This window comes from Pseudoalteromonas luteoviolacea (assembly GCF_018100925.1).
In the GTDB taxonomy this organism is placed as follows: Bacteria; Pseudomonadota; Gammaproteobacteria; order Enterobacterales; family Alteromonadaceae; genus Pseudoalteromonas; species Pseudoalteromonas obscura.
On the sequence record NZ_JAGJEH010000003.1, the window covers coordinates 88801 to 108073 of the forward strand.

The 19273-nt window shown below is 43.8% G+C and carries 5 protein-coding genes; all 5 read right to left on the reverse strand.

The window, feature by feature from the left end; all coding sequences use genetic code 11:
* Window positions 1-11: 11 nt before the first annotated feature.
* A complete protein-coding gene (locus J8M00_RS06520) occupies window positions 12-2423 on the reverse strand; it encodes an ABC transporter permease (protein WP_211009512.1) in 2412 nt (803 codons plus the stop codon).
* 12 nt (window positions 2424-2435) lie between these two features.
* On the reverse strand, window positions 2436-3125 hold the full coding sequence (locus tag J8M00_RS06525; RefSeq protein ID WP_211009513.1) for an ABC transporter ATP-binding protein: 690 nt from the start codon (window positions 3123-3125) through the stop codon (window positions 2436-2438).
* Between the two features lie 119 nt (window positions 3126-3244).
* On the reverse strand, window positions 3245-4495 hold the full coding sequence (locus J8M00_RS06530; protein WP_211009514.1) for an efflux RND transporter periplasmic adaptor subunit: 1251 nt from the start codon (window positions 4493-4495) through the stop codon (window positions 3245-3247).
* Between the two features lie 133 nt (window positions 4496-4628).
* The gene (locus tag J8M00_RS06535; RefSeq protein WP_211009515.1) at window positions 4629-12077 is read right to left on the reverse strand and encodes a non-ribosomal peptide synthetase/type I polyketide synthase; all 7449 of its coding nucleotides are present in this window, start codon (window positions 12075-12077) and stop codon (window positions 4629-4631) included.
* A complete protein-coding gene (locus tag J8M00_RS06540; RefSeq protein WP_211009516.1) occupies window positions 12074-18865 on the reverse strand; it encodes a non-ribosomal peptide synthetase in 6792 nt (2263 codons plus the stop codon). The genes J8M00_RS06535 and J8M00_RS06540 overlap by 4 nt, the downstream gene beginning before the upstream one ends.
* Window positions 18866-19273 lie beyond the last annotated feature (408 nt).

Below are 19273 nucleotides of genomic sequence, written 5' to 3' on the forward strand. Positions count from 1 at the left end.
GGCTTCGCTGGTTAATTCGTATGAAAGACCAAAGCCGGTTTTGTATTCGCTATTTTGTATGTGTGATAACTTGTTATCAGCGTCGTCAATACCGCTGAAGCAAGCCCGATATATACAAACAATGAAGGTTCCAGCATGATTCGATAACTAAACTCACTGAGCCAACGACTTGCAAACATGTAAGCAACGGGCCATGCAAGCAAATTAGCAAGCAGTAATAATTTCAAAAAGCCGAGATTAAATAACACTGTGATATCCCATGCAGACGCGCCGACCACTTTACGTACGCTGATTTCTTTTTTCTGGTATTTCGTCGAATAAGACACCAATCCAAATACGCCAAAACAAGAAATTATGGTTGTCACAATAGCTAGGGCGACCATCACCACACGATAGCTCTCCCATTGCTCAAACCCGCGCGCTAAATCATCCTCGATAAATGATCTAACAATTGGATATTGTGGATAGATGCTATTCCATGTGCTGTCGATATGTGCAAGACCATCTGCAACCCCATTTTCAGACAACTCTACTGATGCATGGACAAAGCCATTGGTCTTCACCAAAAACAGATAAGGTTTGATTGGCCCATGGCCTGCCAGCATATGAAAATCTTCGACAACACCGACAATTTTATAAGAAAAAGGCAAACGAGAAGGCTGTATTCTATCTATGCTTTGGTTGATGGCCTCATTGGCACTGGCAAAACCGAGCTTTCGCATGGCCAGTTCATTGATGATGATATTAAATTGACTTGCACCACTGTCCGGTCCGGGATCAACTAAATCAGATGGGTGCTCTTTAGAAAATAACCGACCTGCCAAGAGTTTAACGTCATAGCTGTCAAAAAACCCGTGGTCCATATCAAGTCTATTTAATGAGATGGCGCTTGTTTCACTTTCCCCTTTCACGGCGTAAGTGCCCAGCAAATTGTAATCCTGTGCCGGGACGCCCGTTGAGCCGCCAACACTCAAAACATCAGGATGTTTTTCAAGTTCAGCTTTAAGCGTTTTGTAGTGAGGCGCAATATCGGTCCAATGGATATTATCGATCACCACCACGTTTTCTTTTTCAAACTTCAAGTCCATATGTTTTAAAAAGCTGACTTGTTTATATATGATCAATGTCACGATGACTAAGCCAACAGAGACAGAAAATTGTAGTAAAACAATTGCCTTTCTCACCCACATTGAACCCTGCCCAAATCTCATCATACCTTTGAGTACATGTGCTGGTTGAAACTTAGATAGCATAAACGCAGGATACGCACCTGATAGCAAACCGGTGACCAAACAAAGAAATACAAGCCATCCGATTTGCCCCACATTGCCCAATAAATCTAATACCATTGATTTTTGAGTCATGGCATTTACAAGTGGTAAGAAGTAATAAGTCACAATGAGAGCAAACAGTAAGGCAAAAAATGCAAGAATGAGTGATTCAATTATAAATTGAGCAAAAAGATCCCTTCTACTGGCACCTACTGCCTTTCTGATCCCCAGCTCTTTGGCGCGCTCCGCACCTCTGGCGGTTGCCAAATTAACCACATTTGCACACGCCATCAATAAAATCGCCAGCGCCACCGCTGATATAATATAAATTATCTGTAATCCTTTGCCGTCTTGTGCGAGTAGGTTAATACTGGCGACGGGCTTTAGTTTAAGCTCGACTTTAGTAGAGAGAGCCTCAGGTGCATTGGCAGCAACAAGCTGAGTAATTTCCCGTTCAATTGCATCAGGATCAGCCCCCGCGGTTAACTTTAAATAACTGCTTTGGTTTGCATAGTCCCAGTTTATTATGCGATCGCCATACATTTGTTTAGCACTATCCATTGATGCAAATAAACTAAAAGTGAGGTGAGAGTTATTCGGGATGTCTGCGATGACACCTGAGACTTGCATTTGATGTTTTCCATCCAACCACACCATTTGATGCAATGCGTTGCCACTGGGAAATAACTTGTTTGCCATTGTCTCTGTGATGACAACTGAATTCGGCTGCTGGAAAGCACTTGCTCCATCTCCCGCAGTGAACTCCAAGCCAAATACATCAACGACATTCGGATCCGTAAATAACAAATTTTCGTAAAAACGATTGTCATTTGCCGACACTAAAAAGTTAAAGTGACCAAATCGCGTTGCACTTTCGACTTCAGTTTGGTTGCTCTCGATTAAAGGAACTATTGGCCCAAATGTATATTGTGTGTGAGTCCGATCGCCATTGCTAAAGCTGCGGTTCATCTCGACTCGGTATATGCGCTCAGAGTCCTGCCAAAACCCATCGTATTCAAACTCATCATTAACATACAGCCCAACTAACAGAACGCAGGCAAGTGCAATTCCCAAACTAATAATATTTAGCAGTGAATACAGTGGGCTATGTACAAGCCGCTTAAGTGAAAAAACTATCGTATCTAACGTCATGAATCACCCAAATCAGCTCGCTATACTTTGCTCAAGAGAGCCCGAAACCAGTTTACCGTCCAACAAGGTCAAAATTTGATTGGCATATTGGGCATGCGCTTCGGAGTGTGTCACCATGATCACCGAAGTACCTGTTTTATTGATATCAGAAATCAATTCCATGATCTCTCTACCGAGGTTACTGTCTAAATTACCTGTTGGCTCATCCGCTACGATGAGCTTGGGCTTATTCACCAAAGCACGGGCGATTGCAACGCGCTGTTGCTGCCCTCCTGAGAGTTGCCCAGGATAGTGCTTGATACGATGATCCATGCCCACTTTTTTCAGTATTTCTAGTGCCAGCTCCTTTCTTTTTGCCTTGGGCATTTTATGATAGAGCAAAGCTACTTCTACATTTTCAATCACCGACAGCTCATCGATCAAATTAAACTCTTGGAACACCACACCTACATGCTCTTTTCTTATTTTGGCAAGCTGGCTTTCTTTGTAGTTTGCTATCTCCTCTCCCATAAATTCATACTGCCCCTCAGAAGGCGTATCCAGCATGCCAAGCACATTGAGAAGTGTAGATTTACCACAGCCAGACGGTCCCATGATTGCCATAAACTCCCCTTGAGGCAGAGAGAGGTTTATATCACTTAAGGCCGTTGTTAAGATTTCGTCTGTGCGATAATGCTTTGAAATATTTGTTAGTTTTATCATTTGAATTCTATCAGTTTGTTATATTAGTTTTTGACATAAATTGAACAATAAAATATTGCACGAGCTTGCGTTCCACTATCAAACAAGCTCTCCATGGTCGGTGGTAACCCAGCTTTGAATTACTCGAGGATCACGGTTTCCGAGTCAAGGAAGTTTGCGTACGATGAAGAAATGATTTTTTCGTCAATTGCTAACCCGGAAATGACTTCGACATATCGATCGTTTTTACGACCTAATTTGACATGTCTTTTAATCGCTTTGTGATTTTCAGGATCCAGCACAAATACCCACTTACCGCCCGTATCCTGATAATATGCGCCGTTGTGTACCATTAGGGATGATACTGGCTCTGAGAGTTCGAGCTTTACAATGAAATTTTGACCGCTCGTGATGTCTTTGGGTTGCTGATCAGTGAAAGTCAGATCAACTTTAAATGTGCCATTGATAATTTCTGGATAAACTCTATCTACAGCAACCTGATATGGTTTCCCTTGATATTGGATACTGCCTTTTACGTGCTCTTTGACTTTAGATACATAAAACGATCCAACCTCCGCGACAATCTTAAACCTGTCGATTTGATCAAGTTTGCCTAAGTGCTCACCTGGTGACTTTGACTCTCCTAGTTTGATATCTAAAGACGTAACCTGACCAGATATGGGCGCCTTCACAATGAGGTCATCCAAACTCGCTCGGATTATATTTAAATGCGCTTTAAGACGTTGCTCACTTTCTTGAAGTTGCTGGACCTTTTCCCCTCTGACACTATCTTCACTTTCTTGTTCTTGTCGGATAATAGCCAGCTGGTTAGTTTTAAACTCTAGCTCTTCTTTTACCGCTTCAACGTCATCTGTACTAACATGCCTCTGGCTAACCAAACGCTGATAATTCTTTAACTTACGAGTCAGTCGTTTGATATCGTATTCTATTTCGTTGCGTTCTGTTTCAAGGTTTAGGCGTTTGCTGTCAATTGAAAGTCGAGTATTTGTATTAATATCTAACTGCTCACTGACACGTGCTTCTTGAGAATATACTTGAAGTTGAAATGCGGTATTTTTGAATTCAATGATTTTTTGCCCAGCTTCAACAAAGTCGCCTTTTTCCACATATAGTTTCTCGACAATACCACCTTGTATCGCATCCAAGTAAACTGTATTAAGTGATTCAGCAGCACCACTCACTGGCGCCACATTTTCAAAGCTACCTTGTATAACTGTTGATGTAGTTACCCTTTCAAGCTTAACCGACGAATAATCACCTAAGTTATATTCATTATAAAAAACAATTACGCCACCTAGCAAAACACATACACCAAGCGCTTTGCCTAAAACCTTCTTATAATCGGTTTTCTTTTTAACTACCACATCCATATAACAACCACCCAAAACACAAAAATTAATTTTGTGCACATTTATTATTTTTATTATTTTTATGGTTACTGCCGTTTTATGTTCAAAAAACGGCAGTAACTTAGCGTAAAGTTAAGTGACTTTACTTTATAGACTAAAGCTCAAATTCAATTAAATTTTCGTGCTCTAAATCAGTCTCGCCATTTTCATTTTGTTCAACAATGTTAACACTGTCGATCAGGGCAGAAATTGATTCTACACTACTATATTCAAATATCAACTTCGTCTTTATCTCGAAACCAAACTCAGTCATTAACTTATTTACAACATTAATTGCCAGTAAGGATTGCCCCCCTAAAGCAAAAAAGTTAGAGGTGACGCTAATGGTTTTTAAGCCTAATACTTCAGCCCAAATATCATGAACAACTCGTTCGGTTTCTGTTCTCGGCTCAATATATTCTTGTTGTGTTTCTTTCAATTTTAATTTGAGAGCTTCTTTATCAATTTTACCACTTACATTTCGAGGTATATCATCTATAACCGTATATACGTTCGGGATCATATATGCTGGAAGCTGATTAATGAGCGTCTGTTTAACATGAGTAAATAACTTCTCTTTATTCACAGAATCTTCAAGTACTAAATAAGCCACTAAATATTGTTCTGCGCCTTCTTTTTCTGCCAATACAACGGCTTCTTTAATACCATCAAATGCATTTAAACAGACATCGATTTCAGACAGTTCAACTCGCAAACCGCGTAATTTAACCTGTCGGTCTTTACGCTCCATAAACTCCAATGATCCATCAGGCATCCAGCGGCAAATATCTCCGGTGCGATACCAGATATCCTTTTCACCTTGCACCAATGGATTTGATATAAAGCTTTTTGCCGTTAGCTCAGTATTGTTTAGATACCCTCTCGACACTCCGGCGCCACCGGCATATAACTCTCCAGGCACACCGATTGGCTGAGGTTGCTGTTTTTCATTTAAAATACACAGTGCCATGTCGTTAAATGCAGCCCCGATATTACTGATCCCTAACTCGATATCTAGCTGTGATATCTCTCTGGCCGAGGCATACACTGTCACTTCAGCAGGTGCCCAAACATTAAAGAAACGGGGCCTATTTTGCGTGTCTAGCTCGTACCATGGTCGCAGCATTTTAAAGTTCAGTGCTTCGCCAGCTAGATTCACGTTTACGAGCGACAGTGCATGATTTTTAACGTCAAATAGCGATTGCAGCGTGTAAAACGCTGAAGGTGTCATGGATAAATGAGTCACCTTTTCATCAACCAACAAACGATAAAGGTCGCCCATGTCTTCAATTAAAGTATCGGGAATGAGCACCAATTGCCCACCATGCAGCAGACTTCCCCACATTTCCCAACCTGACACGTCAAATACATACGAGTGGAATGCACACCCAATATCATGTGCGGTTCGCTTCATGGCCGTTGGGCAAGCATCAAACAAGCGTGTCATATTGCGATGCTCAATCATAATCCCTTTAGGAGTCCCTGTACTGCCTGAGGTATAGATGATATTTGAAAGCTGAGACGGTGTGACTTTTATATCGAGGTTCGCTGGCGAATAGTCCGAAAATAAGGTGCTATCTTCAGTATATACCGTACTTACTCCTTGCAGCGGATAAGCAAAAATGTCTTCTGCACGGGTTAAAAGAAGTTCAGCCTGCGATTCGCTCAGGATTAGTTCAGTGCGCTGCTGTGGCAGACTAGGATCGATGGCTACATAGGCCCCACCCGACTTAAGTACAGCCAAAATTGCAATGTACATTTCAAATGAGCGACCCAAGCACAGTGCAACCACTTGTTCAGAAACAATCTGGTGATGTTCAATCAAGTAATTAGCTAAGCGGTTTGCTCTGTCATTTAACTCGGCATAAGTGAGCGTCTCGCCATCGAGCTTTAAAGCGATGGCACTAGGTAATTGCGCTGCGGTCTGTTCAAATAGTGTGTGTAAACACCACTGAGAGCCGCTAGATAAAACATCTGTCACCTCATTACTACTTAGCTTCAGATCCGCTTGCTGCTTTTCCACAGACTCAGTAAACAGTGCTTTTAACTGATGTAGGTTTTGCAAATTATCAAGGACAAGTGATTCGTCAACTCCAAAGTCGACAAGACAAGCGATTTCATTCACACCACTGGCCGCTATCTTTTCAACAGTTGGCTTACAACTATCCACCGTGCCCAATAAAGCATTTGAATGATAATATCGCATAAACGCGCGTTCCGTAATCGCATTGAGTTCGTCAGACTGATTTAAGTCCCCTGATAAAACCATATCTGCGGACTCGCCAACCAATCTTGCTATTTCCTGTGGTGATCCGGCCGAGGTAACCAAATAGCGTTTAAATGGCTCCTTCACGTGGTCAAAGATCACAGCTTCATTCTCAGCAATAAAGGTATGAGCCAGTAGCGTGACAGTGCCGTGCCCCATATGACCGGCCTTTTTCCATGCATCACGATATGCCGCAACTTTATCAGCAAGATCATCAAGAGATTGCCCAAGTAGATGGGTTAAGACATTTTGACCCGCCTGACCTGCCCTAATGAACGCGTCAACATGGCCAGCAGTTGTTGTCCAAATCGGTATATCGGTTTGAATAGGGCGAGGCCTGATACTCACCTCTTCGATTTTCCCATTACCCGATGGCATTTCTAGCGTCTCACCTTTCCACAGAGACTTAACTGTTTTAATCCCCGCTTGCAGGTCATCTCTACGGCTTTCATACCCTTGCGGTGCAAGCACAAAATCTTGTGGAGACCAACCTGCCGCAAAACCAAGCCCAATTCGGCCTCCTGAAATATTGTCGATGACCGACCAGTCTTCAGCCACTCGAACAGGGTTGTGGAGTGGTAACACACAGCTGCCGGCTCTGATCTTGACACGTTCAGTCATGCCCGCAATGGCTGCCGCAGTGATCGCAGGGTTGGGAAACAAGCCACCAAACGCGCCAAAGTGGCGCTCAGGAGTCCACACTGCTTCAAATCCATGTTGATCTGCAAATTTAGCCCCTTGCATCAGCAGATTGTACTTACCTAGACGACTGTCACCGGCATCGTTTGCAAAAAAGAACAAACTAAAGTTGACACTTTTTTCGCTACCCTCAATCTGCTGCTCACTTGCTGTTAGTTGGTTGTATACGGAGTGAGATAAGCTGCCCTCACTATCCGTATGCCAATCTACATACTGGGTTGACTTTTCTTGCTCAGATAGCATCGGCAGCGCTCGGATCGTCTGACTTGGCTGCGCAATGATGCTTGAGAGCAAACATTCAAAGTTGTCAGCCATTCGCTCTATTGTGTCAGCTCTAAACAAGTCTGTTGCGTATTCCCAAACACACTCAACCCCCGTATCTAACACTCTAAAATACAGTGTTAAGTCATATTTACTAAATGGCGCCGTAAATGGCACACTCTCGAATACCTGAGCTTGCTCTTCGTCAAAGTCACCTCTTCCCCCACCGACAGTCTGACTTTGATCCATATACACTAATTGTATCTGTGCAATAGGCTCGTAACTCAAACTGCGATTTGGATTCAATTCATCCACTAAGCTTTCAAATGGTAAATGCGAATTGGAATAGCACTTCAATAAGTTTTGCTTGGTTGTAGCTAAAAACTCGGAGAATGTTGGATCACCCGTCAAATCACTGCGCAATACTAAGGTGTTGACAAAAAAACCAACTAATGGCTCCACTTCTTTTTGCAGTCTATTTGCAACTTGAAAGCCCACTATAATGTCATCTTCGTTGCTATAACGACCGATAAAGGAAGAAAATGCAGCCTGCATGGTCATATACAAGGTTGTCCCTTGCTCTTGACTCAAACGGTTGAGCCCGCCAAGCACGTTATTGCCAATGGTTTTAATGTACTGAGCGCCGCGATAGCTCTGATACTTTGGTCTGGTAAAATCGGTTGGTAAATTGTTTACATCAGGGGCGTCCAATAGGTACTCTTTCCAAAATTCAATTTGATTAGCCAGTTCATTTTGCCCTAACCAACGGGATTGCCAGTCGGCATAATCAATATATTGAATTGGAAGTGGTGGCAGGTCATGGGCTTCACCTTTAGTATATGCTAGGTAAATCTTACTCATTTCTTCAACGAGTATATTGACCGTCCAGTTGTCCGAGCAAATATGATGCTGACTGATACACAGGATGTCACGATGTGCATCAAACTTAATCAAAAATGCTCTTACCATCACGCCATCTTCTAGCGGCGTTGGCTCCAACAAAAACTCGTCAAATAGGGCTCTTGCGGCATCCATTCTTTCTGACTCACAAACATCACTGACGTCTCGCGTAATAATCTCTACATCGCAATTGTCCGTAATTTGCTGTACTGGCTGACCATTTACATTGCGATAGCGCGTTCTCAAAATGCTGTGTCGATTGACTATTTCAGACAGCGTCTTCTTCATTGACGCGATACAAACGTTTTTAATAAATACGCAAAAGGCGTTGTTGTATGCGGACAACCCATCTTCCAACTGAGAAATCATCCACAATCTTTGCTGTGAAGTGGAAAGGGTTGATAGCTCGGTTTTACCCGTAGCATAAATTGGTGGTAACACGAGGTCGTGCGCGCTTGCATCTCGCTTTTTTTGAATTTCGTCTGCTTGTTCAGCAACCGTCGCCAGGGTGAATATGGTATCAATAGACAACTCAATTTCAAATGTCTCTCTGATCTCCGTGATAACTCGAATGGACATCAGAGAATCAACGCCCAAATTTAGTAAGTTGTCGTCAATTTTCAGCGTGTCGTTCGCAAGATATTTTGACCAAATAGCCAATAACTGGCTTTGTATGCCAGTCAATCCAGCATCACTTGAAACCAAGCGCATCGACTGTACTTGGTGTTCTTCTGCATGTGTGACCTCATCATGCACTTGGCTAGATTGCGGCGTTGTGTTGACCGAGCCAATGCGCATCAACTCCGGCGCGTAATAACAAGTATTGGCAAATGGGTAGGTTGGTAGCGCGACTCTACAGCGCTGCTCTGCATCATAAAACTTGGTCCAGTCAATATCGTAGCCAGCCAATTGCAATTGGCTTAGTGACGCCAACAAAGCACTTTCAGCATGTTGAACATGCTGTTTTGCACTGCGCGTCGTTGCGATAGACACCGCTTGTGCGCCATTTCCAACTCCATTTTGCGCCACCAGCTGAGAAAGCGTATTTCCCGGTCCCAATTCAACGCAAATGACATCGGGATCTTTGAGTAACACCTGTGCACAGTCTGCAAACTTTACGGTGTGACGCAGATGTTGCTCCCAATAAAGCGGCGTTTGAACTTGCTCGCTATCAGCCCAGTCGCCTGTCAAATTAGATAAAAAAGGCGTGTGAGGCGCATTCAGTGCAATGTTTGACATACACGCTTTAAAATCACTCAATATCGGCTCAAGGTGTGCAGAGTGCATAGCATGAGAAGTATGTAATTGAGTCGCACTGATTTGCTGTTCTTGCAGCTGGCGTTGCAGCTGTTGAATTAATTCTTTGTCGCCTGACACCACAACTCTGTGCGGTGCATTGAGCGCCGCAATAGCAAGCCCATCACAGATGTAGCTCTCCACCTCTTCTAGCTTGGCAGCGACTGCCAGCATAGCCCCTTCTTGCATAGACGCAACCAACTGTCCTCGTTTTGCCACGATAGTCAGTGCATCTTCATAGCTCATCACACCCGCAGCACATGCGGCAACGTACTCCCCTAAACTATGGCCAAGAAATGCTTTTGCATCACAGCCCCAGCTAGTGAATAGTTCAAATAACGCATATTCAAATATAAACAGTGCCGGTTGCGCATATTCCGTCGCAATCAACTCTCTGGCTTCATATTCATTGGCTGGGTAAAGCATCTCTTGTAACGCAACACCCGTACTTTGCTCATACAGATCAAACCCTTTTAACATTGAAGCTTTAAATACGGGCTCTGTGTCGAAAATATCCCGCCCCATATTAATGTATTGAGCCCCTTGGCCTGGAAACAAAAAGCACAATGTCTTTGTCTTAGACTGCTCTATCTGAGTGTGTTTGGTCTTACCTTGTAGTTGAGTCTTCAAATCATCAAGGTTTTTCGCCACAAAATTTGATTTGATTTTCAAACTTTTCCTGCCAAGGTGCAGGGTATATGCAATATCAGCAATGCTCGCATCTGGGTTTTTGGCGATATACTCTGCCAAGTTGTTTTCCATTTCGATTAAGGCAGCATCGGTATTGGCCGATAACGAAATAAGATGCTCATCTCTAGATGGGCCAGAATAAGGCTGCTCTTGATGATCCTCAAAAATAACGTGAGCATTACTGCCGCCCAACCCGAACGAGCTCACACCTGCACGCAATGTACCGCCCAGTCCGCCATCCCAACTTGCACAGTGCTGATTGACATAAAATGGACTATTTTCAATATGTAGCAAAGGGTTAGCCGCAGTGTAATTTAAACTCGCCGGGAGCGTTTTATGCTGCATAGATAAAATGGTCTTAATTGCACCTGCAACGCCTGCTGCTTCGCCTGCATGGCCAATATTGGATTTGACTGATCCGATGGCAATACGGCAGTCTTCAACCTCATCAAAAACCTGCTTTAGCGCAGAGATCTCTATTGGATCGCCTATTTTAGTTGCCGTACCATGGGTTTCGATATACTGAATAGAATCGGGGCTAATTTCCGCTCTTTGCAATGCATCACTGATAACCTGAGCTTGGCCGCTCACACTTGGCGCCGTAAATCCTACTTTGTTTTCGCCATCGTTATTGATGGCCGAACCTTTGATCACTGCAAGAATATTGTCATTGTCTTCAACAGCATCTTCCAATCGTTTAAGGACTAAAACGCCACAGCCTTCTCCGGGCACAGTGCCCTGCGCCAACTCATCAAAAGGGCGACATACGCCATCTGGCGATAGAATCATATCCTCTTGATATAGGTAGCCTTGCTCTGCAAGTGCACCAATATATACGCCACCAGCCAAAGCAATATCACACTCACCTATATTTAAGGCCTGGCAAGCTAAGTGGATATTCACTAATGAAGTTGAGCAAGTGGTATTATTTGAAATTGCAGGCCCAGTCAAATTCAACTTATGTGATACGCGAGAACACAAATACCCAGGTTCATTCACACTCGCCAATGCGTAACCATCTGCCATTGACGAACTTGCTAAACTTTCATCTACTTTTCTCAGCCAACGTGTATTGCTGCTCGCCCCCGCGTATAAACCTATAAGTCCATCATAGTTTTCACTGGTGTACCCGGCAGTCTCTAAAGCTTCCCAAACCACCTCGTGAAATACACCAAACTGCGGATCCATAAATTGCGCTTCAGCGGCGCTATAGCCAAATAACTCTGCATCAAAGCACTTTTTTCTCGCCACAAAGCCCGCACGCTTTACGTAGTCACGATGTGAAATCGTGCCTTTATCTAAACCTTGTTCTACTAACTCGCTTTCCTCGAGCTCTTTGATACCTTCGCTGCCTGAGTGTAACAACTGCCAATATTGTTCTATATTTTGTGCTGCAGGGAACCTGCCTGCCATTCCTATGACGGCGATTTCTAATCCGTTATACTCTTTCATATCTCAGTCCCAGTTTTTATTTTTGAATTGTTTTTATTAAACTTTTTTCTTGCCAACATAATTCGGTTTTTCGCACCATCTAGGTTTTTGCGCTTAACCTTATTGACATTCGACTTGCTCACAAATTGACTTAGCTGCCCAACACTCGGGTACTGGAATAAGTCTGCAATTTGTAATGATGTATTGAGTTGATGATTGATTTCTTTGCATACAGAAATCGTGTTTAATGAGTTTCCACCCACTTCGAAAAAGTTATCATCAATGCTTAACTCATTGATGCTTATACCCAGCTCCTTGCTCCAAATCTCCAGTATCACTGTTTCGACACCAGCTTTTGCCGCGACACGCTTGTGACTTGAAACAGGCTTTGCCATCAATGCTAAGCGATCCACTTTGCCATTCGCTGACAATGGGAAGGTGTCGACAACCGAAATGGCACTCGGTACCATGTAAGCAGGCAGCTTAAGCTGTAAGGCTTGGCGCAAGCTGTTGATAAACTCGGGGCTGCCTTCATTGGGATTGGCAACTTGGACAAATGCACATAGCACTTGATTTTCAGCACGCTCTTTGACCAACACCACAGCGTCATGAACCGATTCAAGGTCTCTCATTTTTGACTCAATTTCACCGAGTTCAATCCGCATCCCTCTGAGTTTTACTTGGCCATCAAGTCGGCCTAAAAACTCTATGCTGCCATCGCTGAGCCAACGCGCTAAATCACCGGTGCGATAAGCCTTATGCTCCACACCTAACATGTTCAATGTCACAAATCGCTGGGCGGTCAATTGAGCCTGCTTTAAATACCCCAAACCTACTTGACAACCAGCAATATATAGCTCTCCTTGCGCTCCTTTGGGTGCCAAATTGCCATCTTTATCGAGGATCAACAGTTTAGTATTGGCCGAGGGATAACCTATGGGCACCCGTTTGTCTTTTCTCAATGTGTTGAAATGCCAATACGATACTTCAATTGCAGCTTCTGTTGGCCCGTACTGATTAACCAATTCAACGTTTTCAAAGGCGTCAATTACTTGTGCTTGAAGGTTATAATTCAACGCCTCCCCACTGGTCATCAGTAGCCTTAGAGACTCTAACTTAGAGGTATCTGCATGATTGATAAACAGCTGCAACATCGAAGGAACAAAATGAATAATCGTTATACCCTGAGCTACTATTGTGTCCGTCAGGTAGTCCGGATCAGACTGCGCACCAGGTTTGGCCAAAATCAAAGTGCCGCCTGATGTGAGTGGCCACAATATCTCTCCCAAAGAAACGTCAAAGCTAATTTGGGTTTTCTGTAGTATTTTATCATTCGGCTGCATCTTGAATTGATGCTGCAAAGTATGAAGCCGATTCACCAAGCCACTGTGGCTATTTAGCGTTCCCTTTGGCTGACCCGTTGAGCCTGAAGTATAAAAAACATAAGCCAAGTCGGAAGGCGCCACCTGTACTTCACTCGTCGCAATATTCTCTACTTCGCATGCACTAAACACGCTGTCTTGTAACTGCATGTGCACCTGCTCAAACTCATCCAGCAACACCAGTTGGCCTTCATAGTCTGGTAAAACCGATTGAATATGGGTGTGCGTCAATATCAGCATTGACTCAGAGTCATCAATCAAGTGCTTTAAGCGGTCTTTTGGCAAACTCGGCTCTAGCGGAAGATATGCAGCGCCCGTCTTGAAAATGGCCAGCATGCCCACAACCAACCCAAGTGAACGTTCAGTACATACCCCAACCAATGCAGACGGCGGAACCTTGACAGTATTTTTTAAATAATGTGCGAGTCGGTTTGCCCTTTCATTGAGCTGTGCAAAAGTCAGATCAGTGCCTTCAAACGACACAGCGATAGCATCTGGGGTTTTCGTGACTTGCAACTCGAACAGTTCATGAATACACAACGATGGAGAGAAGTCCACAGCGGTATCATTTAGTTCGTTGACCAGATGTTGTTGCTCTTGCTCTGATAACATCTGCAATTGACGCAGCGGAGTATTAGACAGCCCTTGGTAACGACTTAAACCAACCAGCAAGTTGTGTAGGTGCTCACTCAGTTGTCGAATATATGCATCTTGAAACAAGGTCACGTCATAAACCCAATTAATAGAGATCCCACTGTCGCTGACCTGAATATCAATATCTAAATCAAATTTCGTTTGAACACTTGTCACTTGAAAAGGCTGAACATCTATATCCACAGCTGCTGTCGAATCAAACAGCGACGCATTATGGATACCAAAGTCGTTATTAATGGTTAGCATGATTTGAAACAGAGGGCTGTGGGCTGTACTTCGCGGCACTTTAAGCTCATCAACCAATAGCTCAAACGGTACGTCTTGGTTAGATTGCGCCTCCATATGCACCGTCTTTACATAGTTGAAATACTCACCCAATGACGCTTTGTCGGTATCCACACGAAGCACTAAGGTATTCACAAAACAACCAATTAGCGCCTCTACATCTGGTTGAAGCCTGTTCGCCACAGGCGTACCAATTACTACATCCGAGTCATTACTGTGACGGGCAAGCACCAACGCGAGTGCACCGTGGAGCAACATAAACGGGGTTAATTGATGGTGTTTAGCCAAACGAATAAGCCTGCTGCTCGTGTCTCTGTCCAAACAGCTTGCCACCTTTTTGCCGCGATACTCTTTAACTTTTGGACGTGCTGAGCTCAGCGGTAAACGATGTGTCGCAGGCAGCTCAGATAACTTGCTTTTCCAATACGCCAATTGTTGGGTCACAGCAGGTGTATTGAGATTATTATGCTGCCAGTTGGCGTAATCATAATACTGCACTTTAAGCGCTGGCAGTGGGTCTGGCTCTTCATTTAGGAAGACGCGATATAAACTAAAAAACTCTTTCATCAATAACTGAGCAGACCAGCCATCAGAGGCGATATGGTGCATATTGAGTACCAGCACACCTTTGGGGCTATCGCCTTTAACGATCTCAAAGCAACTGACCCTGAGCATCGGCGCTTGCCTTAAATCAAATGGTTTAGCCACCTCATCATTGATAAGTGCTTGGATGCCTTCTCGATTGCTATCTCCCTCAATATGGTGCGTCTGGTGTGATAAATCATGAACCGCAACCTTGAAGTCCACCTCTGTCATAGGTATGACATGCTGATGCACCTCTTTATCCTGTTCTCTGTAAACCGTTCTTAGGACATGGTGGCGGTCTATAATGGTCGCAAATACCCGTTCCAGTAAATTTAAGTCCAGCGTTGATGAATATTCCAAAGCCACAGATATATTGTATTGAGAAGCCCCACCCTGTAATTTATCGATAAACCACAACCTGTTTTGTGCAGAAGATAAAATGCGATAACTTGATGCACGCTCAACAGGCACAATGTGGCGAGATAGAGCCGACTCTGTGTGTGATTCACTCGATGTGGCTAGGTGGCAGTTTATACGCTGCTCAATCATCGCTGCCAAGCTGGACAAAGTCTTTGATTCAAACACGCTCTGAACCGGTAACTCAACTTCGAACTGAGCGCGAATGCGTGACACTAAACGAATGCTCATCAAGGAGTTTCCACCAAGCTGAAAGAAATTTGCAGCGGTACTCAACTTGTCGGCATCAATGCCCAGTAGCTCAGCCAATATCGCCACCAACTTCTTTTCTGCTTCGGTGGTAGGTGCAACATAACCCTGAACCAACGCGCCTAAGTCAGGTAACGGTAAAGCGCGGCGATCTACCTTACCATTTTTGGTCAATGGCCATGCGTCAACCGCCAGCAATACACTCGGGATCATGTGATCTGGTAATTGTGCCAAAAGTTCCAGCTTAACTTTTTTTACCCAGTCAAATTGTTCTTCATTGTCCAACTGATGCGCAGGCTTGATATACCCGATAAGCTGTAGTTCACTGCCCAACTCTGTGGCAGTGACCAATGCTGAGTCGATGTCTGGGTGAGCTGTCAATTGTGCCTCAACATCTCCCAACTCTAATCGAAATCCGCGTATTTTAACCTGCTGATCTTCTCTCCCAACAAACGCCAGTTTTCCATTATCTAGATAGCGTACCAAGTCCCCAGTGCGATACAACCGCTCTGAGCTGGCGGGATTGTTTTGATCATAAAAAGGATTTGAGATAAAACGTTGTTGGGTTAATGTCGGCAGGTTGAGATAGCCTTGCGCCACCCCTTTACCACCGATGTACAATTCACCTATCGCACCGTAGGGCAGTAACCGCTGCTGTCGGTCCAAAATAAAATACTGAACATTCGCACTGGCACATCCAATATGGATTTGTTCACCGTTGGAAATATTTCCTCGTGAACTGTATATCGTGATTTCAGTGGGACCGTAATAATTGTAAAATTGGACTCCGAGCGCCCGCCACTTTTTGACTAACTCTAAGGAGCAGCTTTCCCCTCCCGTCGCGACTACTTTAAGAGATTGATAAGTATCTGGCTTTACAACTTCGAGGATAGAGGGTGTCATAAGCAAATGGGTGACATCAGCATAAAGTTCCAATTCTTTTTGAAAGTCCATGGATGAAGCCAGTCTCAATTTCGAGCCTGATGCCAAAGCACACCAGTAGAGCCATATTGCCGCATCAAATGCAATTGAGGTGGCCTGATAAAATACATCGTCCGGCCCGCCGTTAAATGGCGGACAGGTGGTACTATGCAACATGGTATTTGTCAGACTTGCATGGGAAATCATCACACCTTTTGGCTTCCCAGTGGAGCCCGATGTATACACTACATAAGCAAGATGATGAGCATTTAAGCCTAGCGTTTCTTTCGCAATATTTTGAGTGCTATAGTGGCTATACAGCTGCACATCATCTAAATTGATAACCTCTCCAGAAAAGCCTGTTAGCGCGTCATGCGCTTGTCGATGACTAACCATGGTTGTCAGCGCAGCATCCTCAAACATATACTCTAGCCGCGTTCGAGGATAACTCGGATCTAGTGGAATGTAGGCTCCCCCAGCTTTCAAGATCCCCAATATTCCTACTATCATTTCCAGTGAGCGCTCAGCGCACAATCCAACAAGTGTGTTCGGTTTAACACCGTGCTTTTGCACCAAATGATGGGCGAGCTGGTTGGCACGCTCGTTAAGCTCTTTGTATGTCATGCTTTTCGTTGCAAATATCAATGCAACACTATTGGGCCTAATTTGTGCTTGCTGCTCTATAAACTCATGAATAAATGGCGCATGAGGATATTCCTGCTGGGTGGCATTAAGCTCGGTTACTAGATAGTGGGTTTCTTGCTCATCGAGCATGGGTACATCATGTGGAGAAATGCGCAAATTGGATATGTGACTCAGTTCGGTGAGTAAACGGCAAAAGTGCTTGCTGAATCTTTTAACTGCCTGTTCTGAAAATAGGCTTGTGTCATATACCCAGTTTATTTCCAAACCTTGCTCGTTTATATTGAGTTCTACGCTCAAATCAAACTTGGCCAGCACTGAGTCGACTTGGCATCGCCTTATAGTCACGCCTGCCAACGATTCGTTTAACCCCTCAACGCCATTTCCAAAGTTGCCATTGTTAACTGTCATCGCAATTTGAAATAGCGGACTGTGGCTGGTGCTTCTTGAAATATTTAACGACTCGGCTAGCTGTTCGAGCGGCACATCTTGGTTTGCCTGCGCCTGTTGGTGAACTTGCTTGATATGTTCAAAATAACTGGCCAGTGATTCTTGGTCGGTGTCGACTCGCAGTACCAAGGTATTCACAAAGAACCCGATCAATGAGGCCAACTCTTTTTGAGCCCGATTTGCCACTGGAGTGCCTATGACAATATCTGCGCTATTACTGTGCCGAGAAAACAATAGTGACAATGCACCGTGTAATAGCATAAATGGTGTCATGCCATTTTGTTTGGCTAGAGTGTGTAAATTATTACTTATCGGTGCAGGCAACCTGTCTTGAGTTATACCACCTACATATTGCTTTACCGAAGGCCTAGGGTGACACAGCGGTAAATTGTGCACCACTGGCAGATCTTGTAATTGCTGAGTCCAATAGCCTATTTGTTTGTCCAAGCGCTTGTTAGATAGCGACTCGCGCTGCCAATAGGCATAGTCTACATACTGTATTTCTAACGCTGGTATGGATGTTTTCTTGCCTTCAATCAATGCTTGGTACAAGGTAAAGAATTCTTTCGCCAACACATCTATGGACCAACCATCTGATGCAATATGATGCATACTTAACGTCAATACAGCGTACGTCAGATCCGTTTTGAAGTATCTTGCACGCAGCATCAAATCCTCAGACAAATTGAACGCTTTTTGTTGCTCCTGTGCGGCCAACAGGCGGATTAATTGCCGCTGCTTTTCTTCACTATACTGAGATAAATCTTCACAAGTTAATTCAAATTCGACGGCCGATGCAGGTCGAATTGACTGTTTCACTTCACCTTCATATTCAATGTAAACAGTTCTGAGCACTTCATGTCTGCTGACAATTATATTGAATACTTGCTTCATTACAGCAATATCCAAACTCGGGGTCACCTCATAGGAGACTGACATATTATATTGTGACGATCCCCCGTGGAGTTTATCAATGAGCCACAACCCTTGCTGAGCAAAAGACATTGGATGCAGCTGCTCTGCTACCTCGCTTCGTGCTATTTTTTTTATTCTTTTGTCTAAGGTTTTGTCTGTTAGATAGTCTATTAATTGATTTTTATTATCTTTAATTAGCTGAGCAATTTCAGGGCTTATTCTGCCCTTTGGCGCTTTGGCTTTCAAAACCCCGTTGTCTAAATAAATACTCACGCCCAGCTCTGTTATTTTTGAATATACTTCCTTCACTTTTACCTCAAAACTTTTGATGCTTATTTTAATTTGATCTCAAATTAAACGCGCTTTCCTTTTGAGCTCCCAACACCCAGCTGCCTCATTCAATAGTCTTGGCTCAAGCCCAGCTCCCCAGCAATACTAAACTGGCAAACAGCCAAAATACGCAGCTTTGGTACTGTTGCTTTAGGCCAAAACACAGCAAAAATTACTTGGTGTTAGGGCATCTACTTTATGATTGAATAATCTTGGGTACTTACCATTGGCAAGTACGAAAAATAAGTAAGAAGTGGCCAAGTATCGACTGGCCACTGTGGGAAAGTTACACCCTACAAAAAATCAATGCATATCGCTCTTTGGCAAAGACATATTCAACCACTCATTTGTAAATGAGCTGCATGCTGCCAGCTTAGCGCCATCATT

What these genes read in the sequence shown, in the direction of transcription:
- J8M00_RS06520 (WP_211009512.1), bottom strand. Translation starts at nt 2,423, where the DNA reads ATGACGTTAGATACGATAGTTTTTTCACTTAAGCGGCTTGTACATAGC.
- J8M00_RS06525 (WP_211009513.1), bottom strand. Translation starts at nt 3,125, where the DNA reads ATGATAAAACTAACAAATATTTCAAAGCATTATCGCACAGACGAAATC.
- J8M00_RS06530 (WP_211009514.1), bottom strand. Translation starts at nt 4,495, where the DNA reads ATGGATGTGGTAGTTAAAAAGAAAACCGATTATAAGAAGGTTTTAGGC.
- J8M00_RS06535 (WP_211009515.1), bottom strand. Translation starts at nt 12,077, where the DNA reads ATGAAAGAGTATAACGGATTAGAAATCGCCGTCATAGGAATGGCAGGC.